This is a genomic window from Mesorhizobium sp. P2_F8 (genome assembly GCF_056403655.1).
In genome coordinates this window covers 13,336-37,527 of record NZ_JBFUFB010000008.1, presented here as the reverse complement: position 1 = coordinate 37,527, position 24,192 = coordinate 13,336, and the positions used below count along the sequence as shown (strand labels likewise).

General features: G+C 64.3%; 20 protein-coding genes. 11 read left to right on the top strand and 9 right to left on the bottom strand.

All coding sequences use genetic code 11. From position 1 onward, the window contains the following. Positions 1-32: 32 nt before the first annotated feature. Positions 33-833: a class II glutamine amidotransferase gene (locus AC1DZP_RS20270; protein WP_477304890.1), complete on the bottom strand. Its 801-nt coding sequence runs from the start codon at positions 831-833 to the stop codon at positions 33-35. A gap of 15 nt (positions 834-848) precedes the next feature. Further along, positions 849-1,097, bottom strand: coding sequence for a DUF6356 family protein (locus AC1DZP_RS20265; protein ID WP_477304888.1), 249 nt, complete (start codon positions 1,095-1,097; stop codon positions 849-851). Positions 1,098-1,212: 115 nt separating this feature from the next. Here AC1DZP_RS20265 and AC1DZP_RS20260 point away from each other — a divergent pair, with 115 nt between their 5' ends. The 6 genes from AC1DZP_RS20260 to AC1DZP_RS20235 all read left to right on the top strand — a co-directional run bounded on the left by AC1DZP_RS20260 (position 1,213) and on the right by AC1DZP_RS20235 (position 5,807). Beyond that, positions 1,213-1,683, top strand: a complete 471-nt coding sequence (locus AC1DZP_RS20260) for an Lrp/AsnC family transcriptional regulator (protein WP_477304886.1) — start codon at positions 1,213-1,215, stop codon at positions 1,681-1,683. A 130-nt stretch (positions 1,684-1,813) separates the two neighbouring features. Continuing rightward, positions 1,814-2,299, top strand: coding sequence for a dUTP diphosphatase (gene dut / locus AC1DZP_RS20255; RefSeq protein WP_477225252.1), 486 nt, complete (start codon positions 1,814-1,816; stop codon positions 2,297-2,299). After that, positions 2,299-2,961, top strand: a complete 663-nt coding sequence (locus tag AC1DZP_RS20250; protein ID WP_477304884.1) for an HAD family hydrolase — start codon at positions 2,299-2,301, stop codon at positions 2,959-2,961. The genes dut and AC1DZP_RS20250 overlap by 1 nt, the downstream gene beginning before the upstream one ends. A gap of 95 nt (positions 2,962-3,056) precedes the next feature. After that, complete coding sequence (locus tag AC1DZP_RS20245; protein ID WP_477304882.1) at positions 3,057-3,911, top strand: hypothetical protein; 855 nt, start codon at positions 3,057-3,059, stop codon at positions 3,909-3,911. Positions 3,912-3,992: 81 nt separating this feature from the next. Beyond that, on the top strand, positions 3,993-4,796 hold the full coding sequence (locus AC1DZP_RS20240; protein ID WP_477304880.1) for an isocitrate lyase/PEP mutase family protein: 804 nt from the start codon (positions 3,993-3,995) through the stop codon (positions 4,794-4,796). 12 nt (positions 4,797-4,808) lie between these two features. Continuing rightward, positions 4,809-5,807, top strand: coding sequence for a proline racemase family protein (locus AC1DZP_RS20235; protein ID WP_477304878.1), 999 nt, complete (start codon positions 4,809-4,811; stop codon positions 5,805-5,807). Between the two features lie 7 nt (positions 5,808-5,814). On the opposite strand, the gene AC1DZP_RS20230 is transcribed toward AC1DZP_RS20235, so the two are convergent. Together AC1DZP_RS20230 and AC1DZP_RS20225 are read right to left on the bottom strand one after the other, a co-directional pair. Further along, positions 5,815-6,525: a sulfate transporter family protein gene (locus AC1DZP_RS20230; RefSeq protein ID WP_477304876.1), complete on the bottom strand. Its 711-nt coding sequence runs from the start codon at positions 6,523-6,525 to the stop codon at positions 5,815-5,817. 133 nt (positions 6,526-6,658) lie between these two features. Then, a complete protein-coding gene (locus tag AC1DZP_RS20225) occupies positions 6,659-7,543 on the bottom strand; it encodes an EamA family transporter (protein ID WP_477304874.1) in 885 nt (294 codons plus the stop codon). Between the two features lie 307 nt (positions 7,544-7,850). On the opposite strand from AC1DZP_RS20225, the gene AC1DZP_RS20220 reads away from it, so the two are divergent. Next, complete coding sequence (locus AC1DZP_RS20220; RefSeq protein WP_477225245.1) at positions 7,851-8,843, top strand: adenosine kinase; 993 nt, start codon at positions 7,851-7,853, stop codon at positions 8,841-8,843. 392 nt (positions 8,844-9,235) lie between these two features. Further along, a complete protein-coding gene (locus AC1DZP_RS20215) occupies positions 9,236-9,949 on the top strand; it encodes an antitoxin Xre/MbcA/ParS-like domain-containing protein (protein ID WP_477304872.1) in 714 nt (237 codons plus the stop codon). 31 nt (positions 9,950-9,980) lie between these two features. On the opposite strand, the gene AC1DZP_RS20210 is transcribed toward AC1DZP_RS20215, so the two are convergent. Then, the gene (locus tag AC1DZP_RS20210) at positions 9,981-11,072 is read right to left on the bottom strand and encodes a sensor domain-containing diguanylate cyclase (RefSeq protein ID WP_477304870.1); all 1,092 of its coding nucleotides are present in this window, start codon (positions 11,070-11,072) and stop codon (positions 9,981-9,983) included. A gap of 247 nt (positions 11,073-11,319) precedes the next feature. Beyond that, on the bottom strand, positions 11,320-13,599 hold the full coding sequence (locus tag AC1DZP_RS20205) for an NADP-dependent malic enzyme (protein ID WP_477304869.1): 2,280 nt from the start codon (positions 13,597-13,599) through the stop codon (positions 11,320-11,322). Between the two features lie 213 nt (positions 13,600-13,812). Here AC1DZP_RS20205 and mutS point away from each other — a divergent pair, with 213 nt between their 5' ends. Further along, positions 13,813-16,542, top strand: a complete 2,730-nt coding sequence (gene mutS, locus AC1DZP_RS20200) for a DNA mismatch repair protein MutS (RefSeq protein WP_477304867.1) — start codon at positions 13,813-13,815, stop codon at positions 16,540-16,542. On the opposite strand, the gene AC1DZP_RS20195 is transcribed toward mutS, so the two are convergent. The 3 genes from AC1DZP_RS20195 to AC1DZP_RS20185 all read right to left on the bottom strand — a co-directional run bounded on the left by AC1DZP_RS20195 (position 16,543) and on the right by AC1DZP_RS20185 (position 20,277). After that, complete coding sequence (locus tag AC1DZP_RS20195; protein WP_477304865.1) at positions 16,543-17,388, bottom strand: aldo/keto reductase; 846 nt, start codon at positions 17,386-17,388, stop codon at positions 16,543-16,545. It abuts the gene before it with no gap. 89 nt (positions 17,389-17,477) lie between these two features. Next, positions 17,478-17,870 (bottom strand): CopM family metallochaperone, encoded by a 393-nt coding sequence (copM, locus tag AC1DZP_RS20190; protein WP_477304863.1) that lies wholly within the window; start codon positions 17,868-17,870, stop codon positions 17,478-17,480. Positions 17,871-17,913: 43 nt separating this feature from the next. Further along, the gene (locus AC1DZP_RS20185; protein WP_477304861.1) at positions 17,914-20,277 is read right to left on the bottom strand and encodes a heavy metal translocating P-type ATPase; all 2,364 of its coding nucleotides are present in this window, start codon (positions 20,275-20,277) and stop codon (positions 17,914-17,916) included. Positions 20,278-20,477: 200 nt separating this feature from the next. On the opposite strand from AC1DZP_RS20185, the gene AC1DZP_RS20180 reads away from it, so the two are divergent. After that, positions 20,478-21,329, top strand: coding sequence for a glycosyltransferase family 25 protein (locus AC1DZP_RS20180; protein ID WP_477304860.1), 852 nt, complete (start codon positions 20,478-20,480; stop codon positions 21,327-21,329). Between the two features lie 33 nt (positions 21,330-21,362). Next, a complete protein-coding gene (locus AC1DZP_RS20175; protein WP_477304858.1) occupies positions 21,363-24,164 on the top strand; it encodes a [protein-PII] uridylyltransferase in 2,802 nt (933 codons plus the stop codon). The last annotated feature ends 28 nt before the right edge of the window (positions 24,165-24,192 follow it).

The following is a 24,192-nucleotide window of genomic DNA, read 5'->3' as shown; positions in this document are numbered from 1 at the left end:
CCTCTGTCCCGCGACGCTGCCGCAATTTGTAACTAGACGGCCAGTGCGAGCCTGGCCGATGCCGGAGCAAAGGGACGGATGGCGATACCATCCGTGGTCATGGTGACGAAGCTCGATGGCGGGATCGCCTGCCAGTCGCCGCCCTCGCGATCGAACGGCTCGGAAACAATGCAGCGGCCGCCGCCTTTGCGGAAAACGGAGGTGTAAAGCGTCGGGGCGTGAGTGTCGGTGGCATAGCGCACCGCATGGAGCGCCTGGCCGTCGGAGAAGGCGGCGGTGAGTTTCAGCGCGGGCTCGAGGCCGGCCCGGCGCGAGGCTTCAAGCACGCGGCTGGTGGCGCGCGAGACGGCGCCTTGCGGATCGGCGGCCAATCCTTCGTCGATCATCAGGAGGAAAAACAATTCGGAATCTGTGGTGCCTTCGCGCTGGTCGAAGACGGCGTCGGACAGCGAGTTTTCCAGCGCCCGGCGGATCTTTTCAAAACCGCCGATCTGGCCGTTGTGCATAAATGACCAGCGGTCTGAAATGAAGGGATGGCAGTTCATGCGGCTGGTGGCGCCACCGGTCGAGGCCCGCACATGCGCCAGGAACAGGCCCGACCTGATCTGCCGGCACAGGCTCTTCAGATTGGGGTCGGACCATGCCGGCAGGATATCGCGATAGAGGCCCGGCTCCGGCCGGTCGCCATACCAGGCAAGGCCAAAGCCATCGCCATTGGTCGGCGATTTCGCTTCCTGGGCGCAATGGCTCTGGGCAATCAGCGAGTGACAGGGCGCCGTGAGGATGTCTTCGAGAAAAACCGCTTCACCGAGATAGGCCGCCCACCGGCACATCGCTTCTGTCGTCCTCTAGGCACGATCCATGAGAGCCGCTGGCTCCTTGGTCCCGTGCGAGCCTCTGTTGTGCGTCCGCTCGTAAAGCTCGCGGACGATTCGGCTGGCGGTAGTCTCGAACAGAAATGGCAAGAAAGCGTGAACGAGCGCGGCACCCGCCGCGATCAGCAACCGCGACGAGAACCAGGCGGCAAAGGCCATATGGCCGAAATAGGTTTCACCGACCTTGGCCGGATGAGAGGTGAAGATCGTTGCGAGCGACATGCTGTTCCCCTTTCAGCGCTTGGTGTTCTTGATATGAGTATCTTGACACGCTTCGCCGGTTCATTGGTCTCAAAATGTCCTTGTATTTGGCCGCTCCATGGGACAAACATCCCACATGGCACCGGAAATCGACGAAATCGACCGAAAATTGCTCACCGAACTGCAACGCGACGGCACGCTGTCGGTCGACCAGCTGTCGGAACGGGTGGCCTTGTCGCGCAATGCCTGCTGGCGCCGGGTGAAGCGACTTGAGGAGGACGGCGTCATCACCGGCCGCGTGGCGCTGGTCGATGCCGAAAAGCTCGGGCTTGGCCTCTCGGTGTTCGTCCTGATCCGCACGTCCAACCACGACCCGGACTGGCTGCAGAAATTCCGGGCGGCGGTGACCGGCTTTCCCGAGATCACCGGCGTCTATCGCATGTCGGGCGACCTCGACTACGTGCTGCGCGCCCGGGTCGCCGACGTGAAGGCCTATGACCGGCTCTACCAGCGGCTGATCGCCAAGGTGGCGCTGTCGGACGTTTCGGCCTCCTTCGTGATGGAGGAGATCAAGGAGACCACCGTGGTTCCAATGGAACTGCGCTAGGTCTGCTCGGATTCAGGTGATGTCGGACTGACCTGGATGCCGGAGGCCATAGTGATGCCCGAAAGAAAGCCGTTGATAGCGCTAGACCTGAGTTGACTGAATCGTCGTTCGCGCCGATAGGATCGATTTTATGCGCGCAGCCCTTCAAAATCCCTCCGTCATCGGTCCGACCGTCGGCTTCGTCAGGTTGCCGCATGGTGAAGGACTTCCCCTCCCCGCCTATGAAAGCCCCGGCGCGGCCGGTATGGATCTGCGCGCGGCGGTGCCCGACGACCGGCCGCTGCTGATCCTGCCTGGAAAACGCGCTCTGGTGCCGACCGGGCTGATCCTGGAAATTCCCGAAGGCATGGAAGGCCAGGTCCGGCCACGCTCCGGCCTTGCTTTCAAGCATGGTCTTACCGTCCTCAACACACCCGGCACCATCGACAGCGACTATCGCGGCGAGGTGAAGGTGCTGCTGATCAATCTCGGCGACGAGGATTTCGCGGTGACGCGCGGCATGCGCATCGCCCAGATCGTTTTCGCAGCGGTGACGCAGGCGGCCGTGGAAGAGCGCAGCCTGGCTGGGGGCACGGCGCGAGGTTCGGGCGGGTTCGGATCGACCGGCACCGCCTGATGGCCGAACTGCCAAAACTCGTCATCTTCGACTGCGACGGGATCCTGGTCGATACAGAGAACCTCGCCAATCGACGCCTCGCCGAATGGCTTGTTACCGCCGGCTATCCGACGAGCTTCGAATATTGCCGCAAGCATTTTTCCGGCCGCAGCATGGCGTCGGTGCAAAAACAGATTGAAGAGGAGGCCAGTGTCCGCCTCGGCGCCGATTTCGTCGACCGCTGGAATGCCGGCCTGCCGGATCTGTTCGCCCACGGGGTCGAGGCGATCCCTTACGTCCGCGAGTTTGTCGAAGCCGTGCGCTCAGCCGGCATCGCCTATTGCGTCGCCACCTCGGCCAGGGTGTCGAAGATGCACATCACACTCGGCCAGACCGGGCTGTTGTCGCTGTTCGAACACGCGATGTTCAGCTCGACGATGGTCGGGCGCGGTAAGCCATTCCCCGACCTGTTCCTGCATGCGGCCAAGACGATGGGCTTCGCGCCCGCCGACTGCGTCGTCATCGAGGACAGCGTCGCCGGCACGCAAGCCGGCATTGCCGCCGGCATGCGGGTGTTTTCCTATCATGGCGACCCCTATTCCGACCGCGACGGCCTGATCCAGGCCGGCGGCATCCTGTTCAACGACATGCGCGAGCTGGCCGGGCTGGTGCCGATCCACTAACCTGCCGGCCACCGATCCGCCGGGTTTGACGGACGGATTGGACGTCCCGGACCGCTATGCTACGTTCCGCGCGCCCGACAGACCAAGGCGCGCCTATGACAACGAACCTGCTTCGCTTCATCCTCGCCTTGACGCTGCTGCCATTTCTCTGGACAGCCGACGGCGCGCAAGCCGTCAGCTTTCCGGAACTCGGCAGCGCGCTGCCCGGCCACCAGGACGTCACCTATCTCGACCTGGCGAGGATGGTCATCCCCGATCTCGCCGTGGACAAGGACGGCTTCTACAAGGGTGGGCTGCCGATCGACATGCGCCACATCGAGGGACCTGACAGCGGCGGTTCGCCGCCCGAGACATCGGGCTTTTCAAATGCCGCGGTGCTGGCCATCAAGGCTGGAGGCAAGGACCGGCTGACTATGCTGTTCGACCTCGGTGATTCTCCCGACAGTGCCGAAGGCTATGCGGTGCTGGCGCTGTACGACACTTCGGCCAAGCCAAAGCTGCTCGACGCCGTCAATGTCGCGGTCGACCGTGGCACCTATTTCCGCGAACCAGGCAAGCTTTCCGTCAGCGCTAACGATGACATCCTCATCACCATGAGCGCGCATTTCAATTCGAACCAGAACTATGTGGCCACGCCGCTGATCATGGTCCGCGGCGACAAGTTCGAACTGATCGACATGATCTATACGTTCGATGAAAACCTGTGCAGCTACAGCCGCAAGCAGGACGTGGCCTTCCAGGCCATCGCCGACGACCGGCCTTTTGCCGCCATCAAGGTGACGGTGACCGATGCCACGGTGCCGAACGGCGAAACCTGCGATGACGCGCCGCCCATGGCTGCGTCGCAGGACATTTCCGTCACCTACCACTGGGACACCAAGGCCTCGCACTACGCCAAGGACTCCGACGCGCTGGAAAAATTGGCAGGAGAGAACGCCAAACGCTTCTGAACCAATGGCATTCGTTTGCCCGGCCAGGGAGGGCAGGATAGAATCCTTTCCGCCACGCCGCACATGATGGGGGGAATTACCATGGACAAGGGCAAGATCTTTCGTGACCTGCATGCCTCTACCTTCGTCATGCCCAATCCCTGGGATGTCGGCACGACGAAGCTGCTGGATTCTTTCGGCTTCAAGGCGCTGGCGACGACCAGCGCCGGCTTTGCCTTTTCGCGCGGCCTGCCGGACGGCGCCGTGACCTTCGAGGCGATGATCCATCATTGCCGCGACGTGACGGCGGCGACCAGCCTGCCGGTCTCGGCCGATCTCGAGAGAGGCAAGGGCGACAGCGCCGAGCGTGCCGCCGAAACCATTTTCGCGGCCGAAGCGGCAGGCCTTGCCGGCTGCTCGATCGAGGACCACACCGGCGATCCGGACAAGCCGATCTATGATTTCTCGCACGCCGTCGAGCGCGTCGCGGCCGCCGTGGAGGCGGCGCGGGCGTTGAAGCGCGATTTCGTCTTCACCGCGCGGGCCGAGAACTTCCTGTGGGGCAGGTCCGACCTTGACGACACCATCAAGCGGCTGCAGGCCTTCGAGAAGGCCGGCGCCGATGTGCTCTATGCGCCAGGCATCGGCGATATAGAGATGGTGCGCACGATCTGCTCGGCGGTCAGCAAGCCGGTCAACGTCATGGCGAGGCCCGGCTTCACCGTCGCCGATCTCGCCACGGCCGGCGTCAAGCGCATTTCGCTCGGGCCGTGGTTGACCAATTTCGCCTATGGCATGTTGGAAACGGCGGCACGCGAGATCCAGCAAGACGGCACGTTCGGCTTCACCCGTGCCGCCATGCCGTTCGGCAAATTGCAGACCTTGTTTGGCAAATCCCCAGATTAAGAGGCCTGTCGCATGACGCTGACTGTCGTCGACATGCATACGGGCGGCGAGCCGCTCAGGATCGTTACCGGCGGCTACCCGGATATCCCGAATGGCACCATCCTGGAAAAGCGCGCCTATGTGCGCGACCATCTCGATCATTTGCGCAAGATTTTGATGTTCGAGCCGCGCGGCCATTATGACATGTATGGCGCCTTGCTGGTCGAGCCGGATCTGCCCGGCGCCGACCTCGCCGTGCTGTTCATGCACAATGAAGGCTATTCGACCATGTGCGGCCACGCCATCGTCGCACTCGGCCGCTACGCCGTCGACGAAGGGCTGGTGACGAAACGCGAGCCGGTGACGCCCGTCAACATCGAAGCGCCGTGCGGATTGGTCGTCGCTTCGGTGGAGGTCAGGGATGGCAAGGCCGGTGCTGTCTCGTTCGAAAGCGTTCCGGCATTCCTGTTCGCACGAAACCAGGCGATCGAGCTGCAAGGCTATGGCGCGATCGGCTTCGACATCGCCTATGGCGGCGCCTTCTACGCGCTGGCCGACTGTCACCAGTTCGGTCTGGAATTCGGCCGCAATCGGGTGCGCGATTTCGTCGATGCGGCCACCGCGCTGACCAACAGGCTCAAGGCCGAGCTGCCGCTGTCGCATCCCGACCATGCCGACCTTGCCTTCCTTTATGGCACCATCCTGACCGATGGCCGCGACGCGTTTTCCGGCGACGTGACCAAGAACGTCTGCGTCTTTGCCGAGGCCGAGGTCGACCGCTCACCGACCGGCTCCGGCGTCACCGCCCGGCTGGCGGCCATGCATGCCAAGGGCGAGATCGACATCGGGCAGACGCGCACATTCGAAAGCATCGCCGGCTCGCGCTTTTCCGGGGCCGTGGTGCGGACGGCGACGGCTGGCCCGCACGAAGCAATCATCGCCCGCGTCGGCGGCCGCGCCTACTATTCCGGGCGAGCAGAATTCATCGTCGAAGCCGATGATGAGTTGGGGCGCGGATTCCTGTTGCGCTGAACAGAGCTTAGCCTGGCGAGACGCGAGACGCTTCCCGTCCGCTGATCGCCTTGTGCAGATGCACCATCATGGCTGCGGCAAAAAGCGGCGTCACCAGGTTGAGCAGCGGTACGGCGAGGAAGGCTGATATGACCAGCCCGGCGAGGAACACCGTGCCGGCATAGTGCCTGCGCAAGGCCCTGGCCTCTTCCTCCGGGCGAAAGCGCATGGCGGCGAATTCGAAGAACTCACGCCCGAGCAGATAGCCGTTGACGATGAAGAAGGCGGCAATGTTGACGCCCGGCACCAGGAGTAGCAGCAGGGCGACGATGTTGCCGAGGATGACGACGCCCAAGAACCTGGCTGACAAGACCAGCGAGCGCAGCGCCGGCATGGCGCGTCCAGCCGGGTCGCCGGGATAATCGGTGCGTTCGACGACTTCCGCGATGTCGTCGAGGAACAGGCCGGCGACAATCGCCGTGACCGGGGCGATGAGCAACGCCATGCCGAAGGCAAGAGCGATGGCGGCGATGATGCCGCCCAGCCAGCCGGCCCAGGACGGCATGCCGGGCAACAGCGTTTGGAGCCACGGCAGGGCCAGCCACTCGATGAGGCTGGTGAGGCCGAACCACAAGGCCACCAACGCCAGCAAGGTCAGCCCGAGCGTCTTGATGAACACCGAACGGAATTCAGGCGAGAACAACTGGCCGGCGGCGGCTCGGGCGGCGTCAGAGATCACGGTGCTTCCAACCTCACGTCGAACGGATCGTCCGGAGATAGGCGGCGCGCCCGCCCGCCACAAGCGCAGGGGTCTCCCTTTGTTTTAGGCAAGTTCCGGGCGGAAAACCGCTTCACACTTTCCTCTAGCTGCTTTATCGCGCGAGCGCCGGCTTTCGAACCGGGATGGTCATGGCTGCGACGCCGGCGACGACAAAACCCATTCCCAGCCATGCTGTCGGGCCAAGGCTTTCGCCGAGGAAGACGGCGCCGATGCCGACGCCGATCGGCACGCGCAGATAGGCTTGCGAGGTGGTGCCGACCGAGCCGAGCGTGTGGATGAGGCGGAAATAGATGACAAAGGCCAGCGCGGTCGAAAACACCGACAGGCCGAGCAAGGCCAGGATCGACGCCGTCGATGGCGCGAGCGTCCATGGCTGGTCGACCATCACGCTGAGCGGCACCAGGATGATGGCGCCGCACAGCATCGAACCGGCGGCGGGCAGCATCGGGTCGAGGCCCTTGAAGCCACGGCCGAAGATCGCCGCCCCGGCATAGCAGATCGTCGCCGCGACGATTGCCAGCTGCGCCCAGAGCTCATGGCCGAGACCACCCAGCGCCTCGGTGCCGATGATGAGGCAGATGCCGGCAATGCCGGCGCCGACACCAATCAGTTTGCGAAACGTGACCGGCTCGTGGCGGGTGATGAGCGCGGTCAGCAGGAAGGTGAAGATCGGCGAGGTCGCGTTGAGGATGGTTGCGAGACCGGCATCAACGGAGCGCTCAGCGGCTGCGATCAGCGTGAACGGCACGACGCTGTTGAGGCATGCCTGGAAGGCGAAGCGGCGCCAGCTTGCCGCATCGCCCGGCATTGCGAGCCCGCGCCAGCGTATGATGGCGAAGAGAATGCCGCCGGCAATCAGTGTGCGCGCGGCAATGAACGTGACCGGCGGGATCGTCTCGACGCCGATCTTGATGAAAGTATAGGAGGCGCCCCAAAGCACCGCCAGCACGGCGAGCAGCGCCAGGTCGGTGGTCATATCGTTCTTTGTCGGCCTGTTCTTTGTAGGCATGGGGGCTGGCTCGCCTTAGAAAAATGATCGGCTGGCCAGGCTTGTAAGCGGCGCCGCGATGAAATGCTTCGGCCACGGTCGAATTGTCGTAGCGCCTCGTCGCGGAGGCGCACCTGATTTGCAAGAACCGCGGCTCCGCGCCTTCCTCGACAAGGGAATGGTCATCGCCGCCACGCCGGCAACGACAGAAAATCGGTTGCCAATTTTCGGAGTCTTGCTGTAGACCCGCCCGGGCATGGCAAGAAGCCGGCTCGGGTTTTTGGCGGAGACATTGATGCCGGATTATGACGTGCTTTGCATCGGCAATGCCATTGTCGACATCATCGCCCAGTGCGACGAGGACTTCCTCGAGACCAACGGCATCATCAAGGGCGCGATGAACCTCATCGACACCCAGCGCGCCGAACTGCTCTACAGCCGCATGGGCCCGGCGATCGAAGCGTCCGGCGGCAGCGCGGGCAACACGGCGGCCGGCGTCGCCAGCTTCGGTGGCCGCGTCGCCTTCTTCGGCAAGGTTTCGAACGATGCGCTGGGCCAAATCTACGCGCACGACATCCATGCGCAGGGCGTCGCCTTCGACACCAAGCCGCTCAAGGGCGAGCCACCGACGGCGCGCTCGATGATCTTCGTCACCCCCGACGGCGAGCGCTCGATGAACACCTATCTCGGCGCCGCCATCGAACTCGGGCCGGAGGATGTCGAGGCCGACAAGGCTTCCGGCGCCAAGGTCACCTATTTCGAGGGTTATCTGTGGGACCCGCCGCGGGCCAAGGAAGCGATCCGGCAGACGGCGAAGCTGGCGCACGCGGCAGGCCGCGAGGTGTCGATGACACTCTCGGATTCGTTCTGCGTCGATCGCTACCGCGACGAGTTCCTCGACCTGATGCGCTCGGGCACCGTCGACATCGTCTTTGCAAACAGCCACGAGATCAAGTCGCTCTACCAGACGTCTTCGTTCGACGAGGCGCTGGCGCAGATCCGCAAGGATTGCCGGATCGCCGCCGTGACGCGCTCGGAAAAAGGCTCGGTCATCGTGCGCGGCGACGAGACCGTGCTCATCCAGGCGACCGCGATCAAGGAACTGGTCGACACGACAGGCGCCGGCGACCTCTACGCCGCCGGTTTCCTGCATGGCTACACGCAAGGCCGCGACCTCAAGGCCTGCGGCGACCTTGGCTCGCTGGCGGCCGGATTGGTGATCCAGCAGATCGGCCCGCGCCCGCGCCAGAACCTGCGCCGCGAGGCTGAGCAGGCCGGGTTGCTGTAGGTTAGGTTTCCCTTCTCCCCTTGTGGGAGAAGGTGGCCGAGCGAAGCTCGGCCGGATGAGGGGTGTTCCAGCTTGGTACTGGCAACACTCCGTCCAACACCCCTCAACCGTCTTGGCGCTGCGCGCCAATCCACCTTCTCCCACAAGGGGAGAAGGGAAGGCCGCCCGCCTCTCACCGTCGCGCGGTTGTCATACATTGCCCCTACACGCAATCTAGGCGACCTGAGACTGACATTTCGGGACGCCTGCAGTCAGTTGGGGTGTCATAAAATGCAAGACAGCATGCTGTCGGGCCGCTGCATCTGTTGCCGCCGCGATCTCCGCTCTCCGCTCTAGCCGTTCAACAACCGGCCGCAACTGCGGGAGGAGCGCCCGGCCCAAGAGACAGATGCATGAACAGATTTCAAATCCAGGCAACCGGCATCAAGCAGGACGACTTCGCGGAAATGGTCGCGGAGGATGTCGAACGTGCGCTCGCTCACTATGACGAGGCCATCAACAGACCCACCATGGTCTCGGTCGGCAAGATTGCCGGCAGCATAGCTTCCGCCGTCACCTTGCTGTCGCCGAAGCATCAGCGTGCCATCGACGCCATCCATGCCGACCTTCCCGGGCTTGCATCGAAATTCGTACGCGCGCTGGCGGCGGAAGCCGCGCGCCGCAGCGAGGCGGGCACAGGCGGCGCGACGGGGCTGCCGCCGGCATCCCCCGTGGATATCGATGGATCCGTTTCCTCAGCGCCGCGAGCCGACGACCTCGAATCGATGCTGATCGAGGATTGGGCCGGGCGCGTCGCCGGATCGACTTATCTGGAAGAGAACATGCGCATCGCCCGCTCGACCCTGCATCGCTGGCAAAGGCGGGGTGAGGTCATCGCCCTGCGCAAGGGCGGCCGCAAGCATGTCTTCCCGCTGGCGCAGTTCGTCGACGGCAGGCCGGTGGCGGGCATCCATGACGTGCTGTCGCTGATCAGCAATCCCAGGCTCGCCTGGCTGTGGCTGACACGCCCCTCGGCACAACTCGATGGCCGCGTTCCGATCGACCTGCTCCGGCAGGATCAGATCGAGCAGGTCGTCGAGGCCGCACGCGTGTTCGCGCCGGCTTGACCGCTTCGGTGCACGCCCTTGATAGACGTGCCTAGGCAGTCCTGCGGATTGAGGGACGAGGCGCGGACGATGGCTGTTGCGGTGCCATTTCCGTGGCGGTGACCAACCGGTTGCGGCCACTCTTTTTTCCGATGTACATCAGCCGATCGGCGAGCGCGACCAGTGCTTCGGAATCGGCGGCTTCCGCCGGATACATGGCCACGCCAACGGTGCAGCCGACCTGAATGGCGCCATTCGGCGTGGGAACCTTGATCTGCAGCCTTTCCAGGATGCGTTCGGCAACGCGCACGGCCTTGTGCTGTGCCAGATCGGCGGCGCCCGAGAACAGGAAGGCGAACTCGTCACCGCCAAGCCGGGCGACGAAATCGGCGCTGCGCAGGATCGAGCGAAGCTGGCTCGAGACGCGCTGCAGCAGCGCGTCGCCGGCCTCATGGCCGAGCGTGTCATTGACTTCCTTGAAGCGGTCGAGGTCGATGAACAGAAGACCGGCGGCCTCGCCGGTGGCGCCGCAGCGGGCGACCACCGATTTGAGCTCGTTGTGGAAGGCACGTCGGTTCGGCAGGTCCGTCAACAGATCGTGGTTGGCGGAATGGTCGCTCTGCTGCTTGGCCAGTTCGATCTCGCGCTTTTGCGCGGACAGCTCCTCGTTGGCGGTCTTCAGATCCAGCAGCAGCTGCGAATTGAGGTCCTCGACAACCTTGCGGTCGCTGGTGTCGACGACGAAGCCTTCGAGGAATTCGAGTTCGCCGGCGTCGTCCCATACACCGCCGCCGATCTCGCGGACCCAAAGCGGTTCGCCCACCCTCGGCACGATGCGGTAGTCGACGTTCCAGTTGCAACGCGCTTCGAGCGCGGCGTCGACGGCGGCATAGACCGAGGCGAGGTCGTCCGGATGGATGGCCGAAACGTAGTCGCGCACGGCGTTGTGCACGAAATCCGTTGGCGGATAGCCGCTGACGGTGAGAACGCCGTCGCTGATGTAGAGCATGGTGTAGGACGCATCGTTGCGGCAGCGGTAGAGGTAGCCGTCCATGCGGCCGGTGATGCTGAGCAGCGCATCCAGGCGCTCGTCGTGATAGGCTCGCTCGCCGACCACGGATGCGGGAATCGTATCGTGCTTCACGGCTGCAGATCCATGATTGTCACCACCCCGGTCTGTCCAAAATGCCCCTCTGGCACATCGATGACAGCTCTCTGGTATAACAACCGGATATTATCAATATCTTATGGATCGCAGCGATTTTCCCATAAATTCGGCTTGAATCGCGGGATTCCTGCGATTGCACACATTCAGGTGGAGTTGTGCGGCCCTCGACCGGGCCTGGGCCTAGCATCACTCGAAAGGCGTTCACGGGGCTTTCGTCCGCCGCTCAAGCCCCCGCCGTATACGCCGCGATCGCCGCCATGTTGACGATGTCTGAATCCTTGGCGTTCAGCGAAACGATCTGGACCGGCTTGTTCAGCCCGACCAGCAGCGGGCCGATCACCGTCGAGCCGCCGAGTTCCTGCAGCATCTTGGTCGAGATCGAGGCCGAGTGGAACGCCGGCATGATCAGGACATTGGCCGGGCCGGTCAGGCGGATGAACGGATACTGCGACATGGCCCGCGCGTTGAGCGCGACGTCAGCGGCCATCTCGCCGTCATATTCGAAATCGACCCGGCGCTTGTCGAGGATGCGCACGGCTTCCTGGACGCGCTCGGAGCGTTCGCCCTGCGGATGGCCGAAGGTCGAATAGGCGAGCATGGCGAGCCGCGGCTCGTAGCCCATGCGGCGGGCGAAGCCTGCCGCCTCCTCGGCGATGTCGGCGATCTGCTCGGCGTTCGGCATGTCGTGCACGGCGGTATCGGCGACCAGCACGGTCCTGCCCCGCGCCAGCACGATCGAAACGCCGATGACGCGGTGGCCGGGCTTGGCGTCGATGACGCGGCGGATGTCGTCGAGCGCGGTCGAATAGTTGCGGGTCACACCGGTGACGATGCCGTCGGCATCGCCCAGCGCCACCATACAGGCGGCGAAGTGGTTGCGGTCGTTGTTTATCAGCCGCTGGCAGTCGCGGAACAGGAAGCCCTTCCGCTGCATACGCTCGTAGAGATAGTCGGTGTAGATGCCGTTGCGGCGCGATAGCCGGGCATTGATGATCTCAATGCCTTGCTTGTTGAGGTCGATGCCGGCGTGCTTGGCGTTCTCCTTGATGACGTCGTCGCGGCCGAGCAGGATGGCGGTGCCGAGCCGCTGGTTCACATAGGAAACGGCGGCGCGCATCACCTGCTCCTCCTCGCCCTCGGCAAAGACGATGCGCTTGGGCTGGCGGCGCACGCGGTCGTAGATGCGCTGCAAGGTCGAGGCGATCGGGTCGCGGCGGGCGGACAATTCCTGCGCGTAGCGGTCGAGATCGAGGATCGGCTTGCGGGCGACGCCGGAATCCATCGCCGCCTTGGCGACCGCGATCGGGATGGCCGAGATCAGGCGCGGGTCGAAAGGCACCGGGATGATGTAGTTGGGGCCGAATTTCGGCCGGTTGCCCTGATAGGCGGCAGCGACGTCGTCTGGCACATCCTGACGCGCCAGCGCTGCCAGCGCTTGGGCGGCGGCGATCTTCATGTCGTCATTGATGGTGGTGGCCCGCACATCCAGCGCGCCACGGAAGATGTAGGGAAAGCCGAGCACATTGTTGACCTGGTTCGGATAATCCGAACGCCCGGTCGCCATGATGGCGTCGGTGCGGATTTCGGCAACTTCCTCCGGCGTGATTTCCGGGTCGGGATTGGCCATGGCGAAGATGATCGGGTTCTTGGCCATCGACTGCACCATGGCAGTGGTCAGCGCGCCCTTGGCCGAGAGGCCTAGGAAGACGTCGGCACCGTCGAGCGCCTCGGCGAGGCTGCGCGCCCCGGTCTTCACCGCATGTCCCGACTTCCACTGGTTCATGCCTTCGGTACGGCCCTGGAAGACGACGCCCTTGGTGTCGCACAGGATGATGTTTTCGGGCGCGAAGCCCATCGCCTTCATCAACTCGATGCAGGCGATGCCGGCGGCGCCAGCGCCGTTGCAGACCATCTTCGTCGTCTTCATGTCGCGGCCGGTGATCTCCAGCGCGTTGATCAGGCCGGCGGCCGAGATGATGGCCGTGCCGTGCTGGTCGTCATGGAAAACCGGGATGTCCATCAGCTCGCGCAGGCGCTGCTCGATGATGAAGCACTCCGGCGCCTTGATGTCTTCAAGGTTGATGCCGCCGAAGGATGGGCCGAGGAAGCGCACGCAATTGATGAACTCGTCGGCGTCCTCGGTGTCGACCTCGAGGTCGATGGAATCGACATCGGCGAAGCGCTTGAACAGCACCGCCTTGCCTTCCATGACCGGCTTGGAGGCCAGCGCGCCGAGATTGCCGAGGCCAAGGATGGCGGTGCCGTTGGAGATGACGGCGACCATGTTGCCGCGCGTCGTGTAGTCGAAGGCGCGGCTGGGGTCCTCGGCGATGGCCAGAACAGGTACCGCGACGCCCGGCGAATAGGCGAGGCTCAAATCGCGCTGCGTCGCCATCGGCTTGGTGGCAACAACCTCCAGCTTGCCGGGGCGGCCCATGGCGTGGAATTCGAGCGCTTCCTGCGCACTGACGGACGGACCGTTGTTCTCGGTTTTTTTGGCCATGATGCTTTTGATTTCCTCGCCGGTGCAGCACCTCGTTAGGGCGGGTGCTTTGTGAGGTTCCGAATTAAGACCACGCACCGCCGCGTGTAAACCGCCAGTGTTCGGGAATCGCGCTGGTGCTGGCGATTGCGGGCATCTGGCCGTGTCAGTCGTCCCCTGTTTTTCGAGGCGCCGGCATTAAACCGCGCGACCACATCTGCTAGCGTGCAGCGCATGAACATGCATAGCCCGAACGAGCCGGACGCCCCCGAGGCGATGGCGCCCCTGCCGACAGCCGCTGCCGCCGTCACGCCGATGATGGAGCAGTTCATCGAGATCAAGGCGGCGAACCCGGATTCGCTGCTGTTCTACCGCATGGGCGATTTCTACGAGCTGTTCTTCGACGACGCCGAGAAGGCGAGCCGGGCGCTGGGCATCGTCCTGACCAAGCGCGGCAAGCACCAGGGCCACGACATCCCGATGTGCGGCGTGCCTGTGCATGCCGCCGACGACTATCTGCAGAAGCTGATCGGCCAGGGTTTTCGCGTCGCCGTCTGCGAGCAGATCGAGGATCCGGCCGAAGCCAAGAAACGCGGCGGCAAATCGGTGGTACGCCGCGACGTGGTGCGGCTGGTGACGCCGGGCACCATCACCGAGGACAAATTGCTGGCGCCGTCGGAATCGAGTTTCCTGATGGCGCTGGGGAGGGTGAAAGGTGGGGCGGACCACTCCTTTGCCCTGGCCTGGATCGACATTTCGACCGGGGCTTTCCGTGTCGCCGAGACCACCGCCGACCGGCTGCTCGCCGACATCTTCCGCGTCGATCCGCGCGAGCTGATCGTTGCCGAGCCGGTGTTCTACGATGCCGAACTGAAACCGGTCTTCGACGTGCTCGGCCGCGTCGTCAATCCGCAGCCGCCCTCGCTGTTCGATTCGGCCTCGGCCACGGGGCGCATCGCTCGCTTCTTCGACGTGGCGACGCCGGACAGTTTTGGGGCGTTTTCCCGCGCCGAATTGTCGGCGATCTCGGGCGCCATCGCCTATGTCGAGAAGACGCAGAAGGCCGAGCGGCCGCCGCTGTCGCGGCCGGAGCGCGAGGAGCAGGGCTCGACCCTGTTCATCGATCCGGCGACGCGCGGCAATCTGGAACTGCTGCGCACGCTGTCCGGCAGCCGCGAAGGTTCGTTGTTCAAGGCGATCGACCGCACGGTGACCGGCGGCGGCGCAAGGCTGCTGGCCGACCGGCTGATGGCGCCGTTGACCGATCCGGCGGCGATCGGCGCCAGGCTGGACTCGGTGTCCTTCTTCCGTGCTGAAACGCGGCTCTGCCAGGCGGTGCGGGCAAGCCTGAAGAGCGTCGCCGACATGCCGCGCGCGCTGTCCCGGCTGGCGCTGAACCGTGGCGGCCCGCGCGACCTCGGCGCGCTGCGCGCCGGTTTCGAAGTGGCCGGTGCGATCGCCGGGATCTTCGGTGAGACCGCCCTGCCTCAGGAACTCACGGCGGCGCTGGGCGCCATCCATGCGCTGCCCAGGGCGCTTTCCCAGCACCTGACGCAGGCGCTTGGCGATGAATTGCCGCTGCTTAAGCGTGACGGCGGCTTCGTTCGCGGCGGCTACCATGCCGAGCTCGACGAGATGCGGGCGTTGCGCGACGAATCGCGAAAGGTCATCGCCGGGCTGGAGCGCTCGCTGATCGACGAGACCGGCATCCGCTCGCTGAAGATCCGGCACAACAATGTGCTTGGCTATTACATCGAGGTGACCGCCAACCATCATGCGGTGATGACCGGCAGCGACGGCGCCAAGGCGCGCTTCATCCATCGCCAGACCATGGCCAACGCCATGCGCTTCACGACGACCGAACTCGCCGAACTGGAGACCAAGATCGCCAATGCCGCCGACCGGGCGCTCGGCATCGAGCTTGCAGCCTTCGAGGCGCTGACGGCGGAAGCGGTCGGCGAGGCCGAAAAGATCCGCGCCGGCGCCGATGCGCTGGCCGTGCTCGACGTGTCGGCGGCGCTCGCGCTCTTGTCCGAGAGCGAAGCCTGGTGCCGGCCGGTGGTGGATTCGAGCCTTGCCTTCGAAATTTCGGGCGGCCGGCATCCAGTGGTCGAGCAGGCGCTGCGGCGCTCCGGCGAAGGGCCGTTCGTCGCCAATGATTGCGACCTGTCGCCGGAGGGCAGCGCCAAGAATGGCGCGATCTGGCTTTTGACCGGCCCCAACATGGGCGGCAAGTCGACGTTCCTGCGGCAGAACGCGCTGATCGCCATCCTGGCGCAAACCGGCTCGTTCGTGCCGGCGGCATCGGCCCATATCGGCGTCGTCGACCGGCTGTTCTCGCGTGTCGGCGCCTCGGACGATCTGGCGCGCGGCCGCTCGACCTTCATGGTCGAGATGGTCGAGACGGCGGCGATCCTCAACCAGGCCGGCGAGCGTGCGCTGGTGATCCTCGACGAGATCGGCCGCGGCACGGCCACTTTCGACGGCCTGTCAATCGCCTGGGCGGCGGTGGAATACCTGCACGAGAAGAACCGCTGCCGGGCGATCTTCGCCACCCATTTCCACGAAATGACCTCGCTGGCGGGCAAGCTGGCGCGGCTGCACAACGTCACCATGCGGGTCAAGGAATGGGAAAACGACGTCGTCTTCCTGCACGAAGTCGGCAAGGGTGCCGCCGACCGCTCCTATGGCGTGCAGGTGGCACGGCTGGCCGGGCTACCAGAAGCAGTGGTCGACCGGGCCAAGGAAGTGCTGCACCAGCTGGAAGAGGGCGAGGTTTCGGGCAAGACCAACCGTCTGGTCGACGACCTGCCACTGTTTTCGGTGGCGGTGAAGCGCGAAGCGCCGAAGCCGGTGAAGAACGATGCCCTGGGCGCCGCACTCGGCGACATCAACCCCGACGAGATGACGCCCCGCGAGGCGCTTGAGGCGCTGTATCGGCTGAAGGGGCTGGCGGGAAAGTAGTCAAATCATCTCCAGACCGCGCTTGCGGGTTGGCGGCGGAAAGGCGCGGTCGAGTTCGGCGATGTCCTGCGGCGTCAGCTCGATGTCGAGCGCTGCAAAATTCTGGCGGACATGCTGCTGGCTGCTGGCCTTGGGAATGCCTATGACACCCTCCTGGTGCATGACCCAGGCCAAGGCAATCTGCGCCGGGGTGGCATTGTGGCGGGCCGCGACGGCGCCAAGCCTGGTATTGCGTGCCAGCGCGCCCTGCTCGACCGGTGAGTAGGCCATCAAGGGGATGCCGCGCTGGCGGCTCCAGGGCGCCAGATCGAATTCGAGGCCACGCCGGACCAGATTGTAGAGCACTTGGTTGGTCTGGACGTTGCCGCCGTCGGACAAGCCGACCAGTTCTTCCATCTCGTCGGTGTCGAAGTTGCTGACGCCCCAGTGGCGGATCTTGCCCGCCACTTTCAGCGCCTCGAAGGCCGCGACGGTTTCGGCCAGCGGCACGCTGCCCGGCCAATGCAGCAGATAGAGATCAATCCGGTCGGTGCGCAGGCGTTTCAGGCTGTTCTCGCAGGCGCGCTGCACGCCGGCGCGCGAAGCGTTTGACGGCAGCACTTTCGAAACCAGGAACGTTTCGTCGCGGCGCCCGGCGATGGCCTCGGCGACTACCTCCTCGGCACCGCCGCTGGCATACATTTCGGCGGTATCGATCAGCGTCATGCCAAGGTCGAGGCCGAGCTTGAGGGCGTTGACCTCATCGGCGCGGCGACGGATATCCTCGCCCATTTTCCACGTGCCCTGACCAAGCACCTGAACGGCTTCGCCGGAAGGCAGCGTAGTTGTTCTGATCGTCGATGGCATGGCAGGCTCCAGTTGAGGGCCGGATCGCATCACAGGCTCGGCGGGAAATCCAGAGAGAGTTCTCGCCGAATCCTAGCTTCGCGAAAGGCTTACTCCACCGGATGGTCTGCGAGCCAGCCCTGCATCTGCTTGATCTCGGCTTCCTGCGCGGCGATGACCCCCTCGGCCAGCTTGCGGATCTCCGGGTCCTTGCCGTTGGCAAGCTCGACCTTGGCCATGTCGATGGCGCCCTGATGGTGCGGGATCATGCCACGGACGAAATCGGCATCGGCATTGCCGGTATTTTGCAACGCCATCATATCGGCATGCATCTTGTCCATCGCCGCCTTGTAGCCTTCGGTCGAAGGGCTGGTCGCATCCGCCGACATGGCACCCATGTCGTGTTTCATCTCTTCGCTCTGCGCCGGAACGCTTTCGAGGAAGACGGCAAGCAGCATTCCGGCAGCCATCAGCAAAAGGACGAGTTTTTTAGCCAAGGTCATTCATGGTCTCCTGTTGAGTGGGTTTCGTATTTGGGGGCTTTGCTCAGAGTTTCAACGCTCTCAGCCGCAATGCGTTCGATATCACCGACACCGAGGACAGGCTCATCGCCGCCGCCGCCAGCATCGGCGACAAAAGCGTGCCGGTGAGCGGATAGAGCACACCGGCGGCGACGGGTACGCCGAGCACGTTGTAGAGGAAGGCGAAGAACAGGTTCTGGCGGATGTTGCGGATCGTCGCCTGGGCGAGCGTACGCGCCCGCACGATGCCGTTGAGGTCGCCCTTGACCAAAGTAATGCCGGCGCTTTCAACGGCGACATCGGCGCCGGTGCCCATGGAGATGCCGACATCGGCGGCGGCAAGGGCGGGGGCGTCGTTGACGCCGTCGCCGGCCATGGCGACGCCTTTGCTCCTGGCACGCAGCTCTTCGACCAGGGCTGCCTTCTGTTCCGGCAGCAGTCCGGCGCGAACCTCATCGATGCCGAGGCTCCTCGCGATCGCTTTTGCCGTGCGCTCATTGTCGCCGGTCGCCATGACGATCCTCAGGCCGCTGTCATGCAGGGCCCGGATCGCTTCGGCGGTGGTCGCCTTGACGGGGTCGGCGACAGCGACGATGCCGGCCAGTTTGTCGCCGACGGCAACGAACATCACGGTCCTGCCTTCGGTCTGCAGCGTTTCGGCCCTGGCGGAGACCGACGCGGTGTCGATGCCGAGATCGGTCATCATCGCCGCGTTGCCGAGCGCGACCTTCTTTCCCGACACGGTGCCGGAAACGCCCTTGCCGGTGACGGCCTCGAAGCCGCTGGCATCGGCGATCTCCAGGTCGCGCGTACCGGCGCCTTCGACGATGGCTTCGGCCAGCGGATGCTCCGAGCCCTTTTCGAGGCCGGCGGCAAGGGCCAGCAATTCGTCTTCGGAAAAGCCGTTTGCGGCAACGACATCGGTCAGTTTCGGCCGGCCTTCGGTCAGCGTGCCCGTCTTGTCGACGATCAGCGTGTCGACGGAAGCGAAGCGTTCGAGCGCGGCGGCTTCCTTGATCAGCACGCCGGCATGGGCGCCGCGCCCGGTGGCGGTCATGATCGACATCGGCGTGGCGAGGCCGAGCGCGCAGGGGCAAGCGATGATCAGCACCGACACCGCCGAGACGATGGCGAAGATCAGGCTGGGTTCGGGGCCAAGGACAGCCCAGGCCACGAAGGCGGCGATCGCGACCAGCACCACAGCCGGGACAAAGTAGAAGGAAACGCGATCGGCAAGCCCCTGGATCGGGGCGCGCGAGCGCTGCGCCTTGGCGACGAGTTCGACGATGCGCGCCAGCGTGGTCTCGGCGCCGATCCGCTCGGCACGCAGGATCAGCGAGCCGTTTTTGTTGAGCGTGCCGGCGGTCAGGGTATCGCCTTCGGCCTTTTCGACCGGCAACGGTTCGCCCGTGATCATCGATTCGTCGAGGGAGGAACGGCCTTCCAGCACGGTGCCGTCGACCGGCACGGCGTCACCGGGACGGATGCGCAGGCGGTCACCGGCCTTAATCGCGTCGAGCGGCACGTCGCCTTCGGAGCCGTCGGAACCGATCAGCCGCGCGGTCTTCGGCGCGAGATCAAGCAAAGCGCGGATTGCCGACCCGGTCTTTTCACGGGCGCGCAGCTCCAGCACCTGGCCGAGGAAGACCAGCGCGACGATGACGGCGGCGGCCTCGAAATAGACCGGCACCGCACCACCATGGCTGCGGAACTGATGCGGAAAAATGTCCGGGAACAGCGTGGCTGCGACGCTGTAGAGATAGGCCGCGCCGACGCCGAGCGAGATCAGCGTCCACATGTTGGGGCTGCGGTTGACGAGCGAATCCCAGCCRCGATGGAAGAAGGGCAGCGCCGCCCACAACACGACGGGGCTGGCCAACGCCAGTTCCAGCCAGACCATCGTGCGTTCGTCGACAACGGCCTCGAACGTCAGGCCGAGCATCGGCGCCATGGCGATGAACAGCAACGGCAGCGACAGCACGGCACTGACCCAGAATCGCCTGGTGAAATCGACCAGCTCGGGATTTGGTCCTTCATCACCAGTGGGCACGCCCATCGGCTCCAGCGCCATGCCGCATATCGGGCAGGAGCCGGGCTTGTCGCGGATGATTTCGGGATGCATCGGGCAGGTGTATTGCGTGCCCTTGGGCATCGGCGGCGGTGCGGCCCTATCGCCAAGATATTTCTGCGGTTCCGCCTCGAATTTCGCCTTGCAGCCGGCAGAGCAGAAGTAGAAGTCCCGACCTTGATAACGGACAAAGTGCTTGGCTGTCGCAGGGTCGACGGTCATGCCGCAGACAGGATCCCGCACCACGGCCGCCTCCCCGGCCGCGGCTTTCGCCGTGCAGCAGCCGTCATGCGTATGACGATGATGGTCTGAATGCGTCATTTAAAAATGCCTCGATGCCTCGTCTCGATGCGGAGGTAGTGCTTCCAGTAACTGGAAGGTCAAGGGCATAATTTTCTTTTTCCGTATGCCGTCGCCGGCGCCGGCCACCATCAAGAAAGTCGGATGCGCGGCGGCTTCTTGTGCTATGGACCCGCCGATTGACAATCCAAACGCATCCAAATGCATCGATTCCATTTCCAATGAAGTGCCTGGTCATAAACCTCGACCGGTCCCAGGACCGGCTCGCGCATATGACGTCGGAGTTTGCCCGTATCGGCATTGACTTCGAACGCGTCGCGGCGGTCGACGCCCAGGACAGATCCGAGCTCCCGCAAACACCGATGCGGCTCAATCCGCTGACGCAGTTGCATCTGACCAATACCGAGATCGCCTGTTTCCTCAGCCACAAGGCCTGCTGGGCAAAGATCGCCGATGGCGACGATGCCTACGGCGTCGTTTTTGAAGACGATGTCGTCTTTTCGGAAAATGCCGGCGCGATGCTTGCCGACGCCAGTTGGATCCCGGCTGATGCCGAGATCGTCAAGCTGGAGACGTTCTTCAAGAAGACCCGGCTCGCATGGCGGCGCTCTCCGGCCGGGCACGGCTTTTCCACGTCCAGACTGCACGGAGCCCACGTCGGCGCGGCCGGCTACATACTCTCGAGGCAGGCGGCGCGCGATCTCATCGACGGCACCGCAGAGTTCAGCAGTCCCGTCGACCAGATCATCTTCAATCCAAGATTCGCCCCTTCACCCGGCAAGGCGATCTATCAGCTGATTCCGGCTCTGTGCGCGCAGGAACGCTTCTTGCGGTCCGCCGCACTGCCGAGCCTGCTTCTTGAGGAACGGCGGGACCAGTGGCTTGCCGGTGTCCAATCCGGGTCGCGCACGACCAAGACGCTGACGATGAGAATCGGGGCTGAGGCCAGGAAATTGCTGAGCAGGATCGTCGACCTCTGCCTGCTGAAGCAGAGAAACAGGCTCATAGCGTTCTATCGCCACGGCGAACGTGTCCGTCCTGCCCATACCCACAACCGCGAAAAGGCGCTATAGACGCCGCCGAAAAGGCGAGGCCAACCGGTACCTATGGCGAAAATCTCCCTGAAGCTCGACGAACTGATCGACGGCGAAGCCTTGCGCCGCGAGATGACGGCGCTGACCGCGACCACGGCCGGGGACGGCTCCGGACAGGCCGCGCGCAGCGGCGTGCTTCAGCTTCTCAAGGGGCGGTTGGCGGACGGACGCGCCATTGCCGAACGCATGCTGAGGGACGACGGCGGCGGCCGTGCCTGTGCGGCGCGGCTATCGCACCTCATGGACGAGATCATCCGGGCGCTTTACGATTTCGCCGTCACGCATGTCTACCGGGTCAAGAATCCGTCTTCGGCGGAGCGCATGGCCGTCGTCGCCGTCGGCGGCTATGGCCGTGGCACGCTGGCGCCTGGCTCCGACATCGACCTTCTGTTCCTGCTGCCCTACAAGCAGACGCCATGGGGCGAGCAGACCGTAGAGTACATGCTCTACATGCTATGGGATCTGGGGCTGAAGGTTGGCCACGCCACCCGCAACATCGACGAATGCCTGCGCCTGTCGCGCACCGACGTCACCATCCGGACCTCGATCCTCGAGGCGCGTTTCCTGTGGGGCGAGCTCAAGCTCTATGACGAGCTGATGCTGCGCTTCGACCATGAGGTGGTGCGCACGACCGGCCCCGAATATGTCCAGGCCAAGCTTGCCGAACGCGACGACCGGCATGCCAAGGCCGGCGAAAGCCGCTATCTCGTCGAGCCCAACGTCAAGGACGGCAAGGGCGGCCTGCGCGACCTGCAGACGCTGTTCTGGATCGGCAAGTATTTCTACCGCGTGCGCACGGGCGAGGAGCTGGTCGACAAGGGCGTCTTCACCGAGGGCGAATATCGCGAGTTCCAGAAGGCCGAGGATTTCCTGTGGGCGGTGCGCTGCCACATGCATTTCCTCACCGGCAAGGCCGAGGAGCGGCTGCATTTCGACATCCAGCGCGAGATCGCCGAGCGGCTCGGCTACACCAGCCATCCCGGCCTGTCGGCGGTCGAGCGTTTCATGAAGCACTACTTCCTCGTCGCCAAGGATGTCGGCGACCTGACCCGCATCTTCTGCGCCGCGCTCGAGGAAGAGCAGGCCAAGCACGTGCCAGGCTTCAACCGCATCTTCCTCACCTTTTCGCGGCGCAAGCGCAAGCTCGCCGGCACCTCAGACTTCATCGTCGACAACCACCGCATCAACATCGCCGACGACCAGGTGTTCGAGCGCGATCCGGTCAATCTCCTGCGGTTGTTCTGGTTCGCCGACAAGCACGGTCTGGAGTTCCATCCCGATGCGCTGAAGCTGTTGACCCGCTCGCTCGGCCTGGTCAACAAGTCGCTGCGGCGCGACGAGGAGGCCAATCGGCTGTTCCTCGACATCCTGACCTCGGACCGCAATGCCGAACTCAATCTGCGGCGCATGAACGAGGCCGGGCTGCTCGGCAAGCTGATCCCGGATTTCGGCAAGATCGTCGCCATGATGCAGTTCTCGATGTACCACCACTATACGGTGGACGAGCACCTGATCCGCTGCATCGGCGTGCTGGCCGAGATCGAGCGCGGCGATGGCGAGAAGGTCCATCCCCTCTCCCACACGCTGATGCCTGGCCTGAAGAAGAGCCGTGAGGCGCTCTATGTCGCCGTGCTGCTGCACGACATCGCCAAAGGCAGGCCGGAGGATCATTCCGAGGCCGGGGCCAGGATCGCCCGGCGCATCTGCCCGCATATGGGGCTGTCACCAGCCGATACCGAAACGGTGGCCTGGCTGGTCGAGAACCACCTCGTGATGTCGATGACGGCGCAGACCCGCGACCTCAACGACCGCAAGACCATCGAGGATTTCGCCGCGATCGTGCAATCGGTCGAGCGGCTGAAGCTGCTTTTGATCCTCACCGTCTGCGACATCAGGGGCGTCGGACCCGGCGTGTGGAACGGCTGGAAGGGCCAGCTGCTGCGCACGCTCTATTACGAGACCGAACTGCTTTTGACCGGCGGCTTTTCGGAAGTGTCGCGCGCGCAGCGGACGGCGGCGGCGCGCGAGCGTCTGGCCGAGGCGCTCGCCAACTGGTCGGACAAGGCCCGCAAGCGCTATGTCGCCCTGCACTACGAGAATTACCTTTTGACCGTCGATCTCGCCGATCAGCTGCGCCATGCCGAGTTCATCCGCGAAGCGGACGCTTCGGGCAACAAGCTCGCCACCATGGTCAAGACCCACCAGTTCGAGGCAGTGACCGAAATCACCGTGCTGGCGCAGGACCATCCCCGCCTGCTCTCGGTCATCGCCGGGGCCTGCGCCGGAGCCGGCGGCAACATCGTCGACGCGCAGATCTTCACCACGTCGGACGGCCGCGCCCTCGACACCATCCTGATCTCGAGGGAATTCGACCGCGACGAGGACGAGCGCCGGCGTGCCGAGCGCGTCGGCCGGCTGATCGAGGACGTGCTGTCGGGCAAGAGCTGGCTGCCGGAGATGATCGAGAAGCGGACCAAGCCGCGGCGCGGCGCCAAGGTGTTCAAGATCCCGCCGCGCGCCGAAATCCGCAACGCACTGTCGAACCGTTTTTCGGTCATCGAGGTCGAGGGGCTGGATCGGCCGGGCCTGCTGTCGGAGATCACCGGAACGCTATCCGACCTGTCGCTCGACATCGCATCGGCCCACATCACCACCTTCGGCGAAAAGGTCATCGACACCTTCTACGTCACCGACCTCACCGGCCAGAAGATCGACAACCCGACCCGCATCGCCACCATCCGCAACCGGCTGATGGCGGCTCTTGAAGGCGTCGCGCCCGAGCGTGGCGGCAAGGCCAAGGCCGCCGCCGAGTGACAGCGACCATCACTTTGTCCCAATTCCG

What these genes read in the sequence shown, in the direction of transcription:
- AC1DZP_RS20270 (WP_477304890.1), bottom strand. Translation starts at nt 833, where the DNA reads ATGTGCCGGTGGGCGGCCTATCTCGGTGAAGCGGTTTTTCTCGAAGAC.
- AC1DZP_RS20265 (WP_477304888.1), bottom strand. Translation starts at nt 1,097, where the DNA reads ATGTCGCTCGCAACGATCTTCACCTCTCATCCGGCCAAGGTCGGTGAA.
- AC1DZP_RS20260 (WP_477304886.1), top strand. Translation starts at nt 1,213, where the DNA reads ATGGCACCGGAAATCGACGAAATCGACCGAAAATTGCTCACCGAACTG.
- dut (WP_477225252.1), top strand. Translation starts at nt 1,814, where the DNA reads ATGCGCGCAGCCCTTCAAAATCCCTCCGTCATCGGTCCGACCGTCGGC.
- AC1DZP_RS20250 (WP_477304884.1), top strand. Translation starts at nt 2,299, where the DNA reads ATGGCCGAACTGCCAAAACTCGTCATCTTCGACTGCGACGGGATCCTG.
- AC1DZP_RS20245 (WP_477304882.1), top strand. Translation starts at nt 3,057, where the DNA reads ATGACAACGAACCTGCTTCGCTTCATCCTCGCCTTGACGCTGCTGCCA.
- AC1DZP_RS20240 (WP_477304880.1), top strand. Translation starts at nt 3,993, where the DNA reads ATGGACAAGGGCAAGATCTTTCGTGACCTGCATGCCTCTACCTTCGTC.
- AC1DZP_RS20235 (WP_477304878.1), top strand. Translation starts at nt 4,809, where the DNA reads ATGACGCTGACTGTCGTCGACATGCATACGGGCGGCGAGCCGCTCAGG.
- AC1DZP_RS20225 (WP_477304874.1), bottom strand. Translation starts at nt 7,543, where the DNA reads ATGACCACCGACCTGGCGCTGCTCGCCGTGCTGGCGGTGCTTTGGGGC.
- AC1DZP_RS20220 (WP_477225245.1), top strand. Translation starts at nt 7,851, where the DNA reads ATGCCGGATTATGACGTGCTTTGCATCGGCAATGCCATTGTCGACATC.
- AC1DZP_RS20215 (WP_477304872.1), top strand. Translation starts at nt 9,236, where the DNA reads ATGAACAGATTTCAAATCCAGGCAACCGGCATCAAGCAGGACGACTTC.
- AC1DZP_RS20205 (WP_477304869.1), bottom strand. Translation starts at nt 13,599, where the DNA reads ATGGCCAAAAAAACCGAGAACAACGGTCCGTCCGTCAGTGCGCAGGAA.
- mutS (WP_477304867.1), top strand. Translation starts at nt 13,813, where the DNA reads ATGAACATGCATAGCCCGAACGAGCCGGACGCCCCCGAGGCGATGGCG.
- AC1DZP_RS20195 (WP_477304865.1), bottom strand. Translation starts at nt 17,388, where the DNA reads ATGCCATCGACGATCAGAACAACTACGCTGCCTTCCGGCGAAGCCGTT.
- copM (WP_477304863.1), bottom strand. Translation starts at nt 17,870, where the DNA reads ATGACCTTGGCTAAAAAACTCGTCCTTTTGCTGATGGCTGCCGGAATG.
- AC1DZP_RS20180 (WP_477304860.1), top strand. Translation starts at nt 20,478, where the DNA reads ATGAAGTGCCTGGTCATAAACCTCGACCGGTCCCAGGACCGGCTCGCG.
- AC1DZP_RS20175 (WP_477304858.1), top strand. Translation starts at nt 21,363, where the DNA reads ATGGCGAAAATCTCCCTGAAGCTCGACGAACTGATCGACGGCGAAGCC.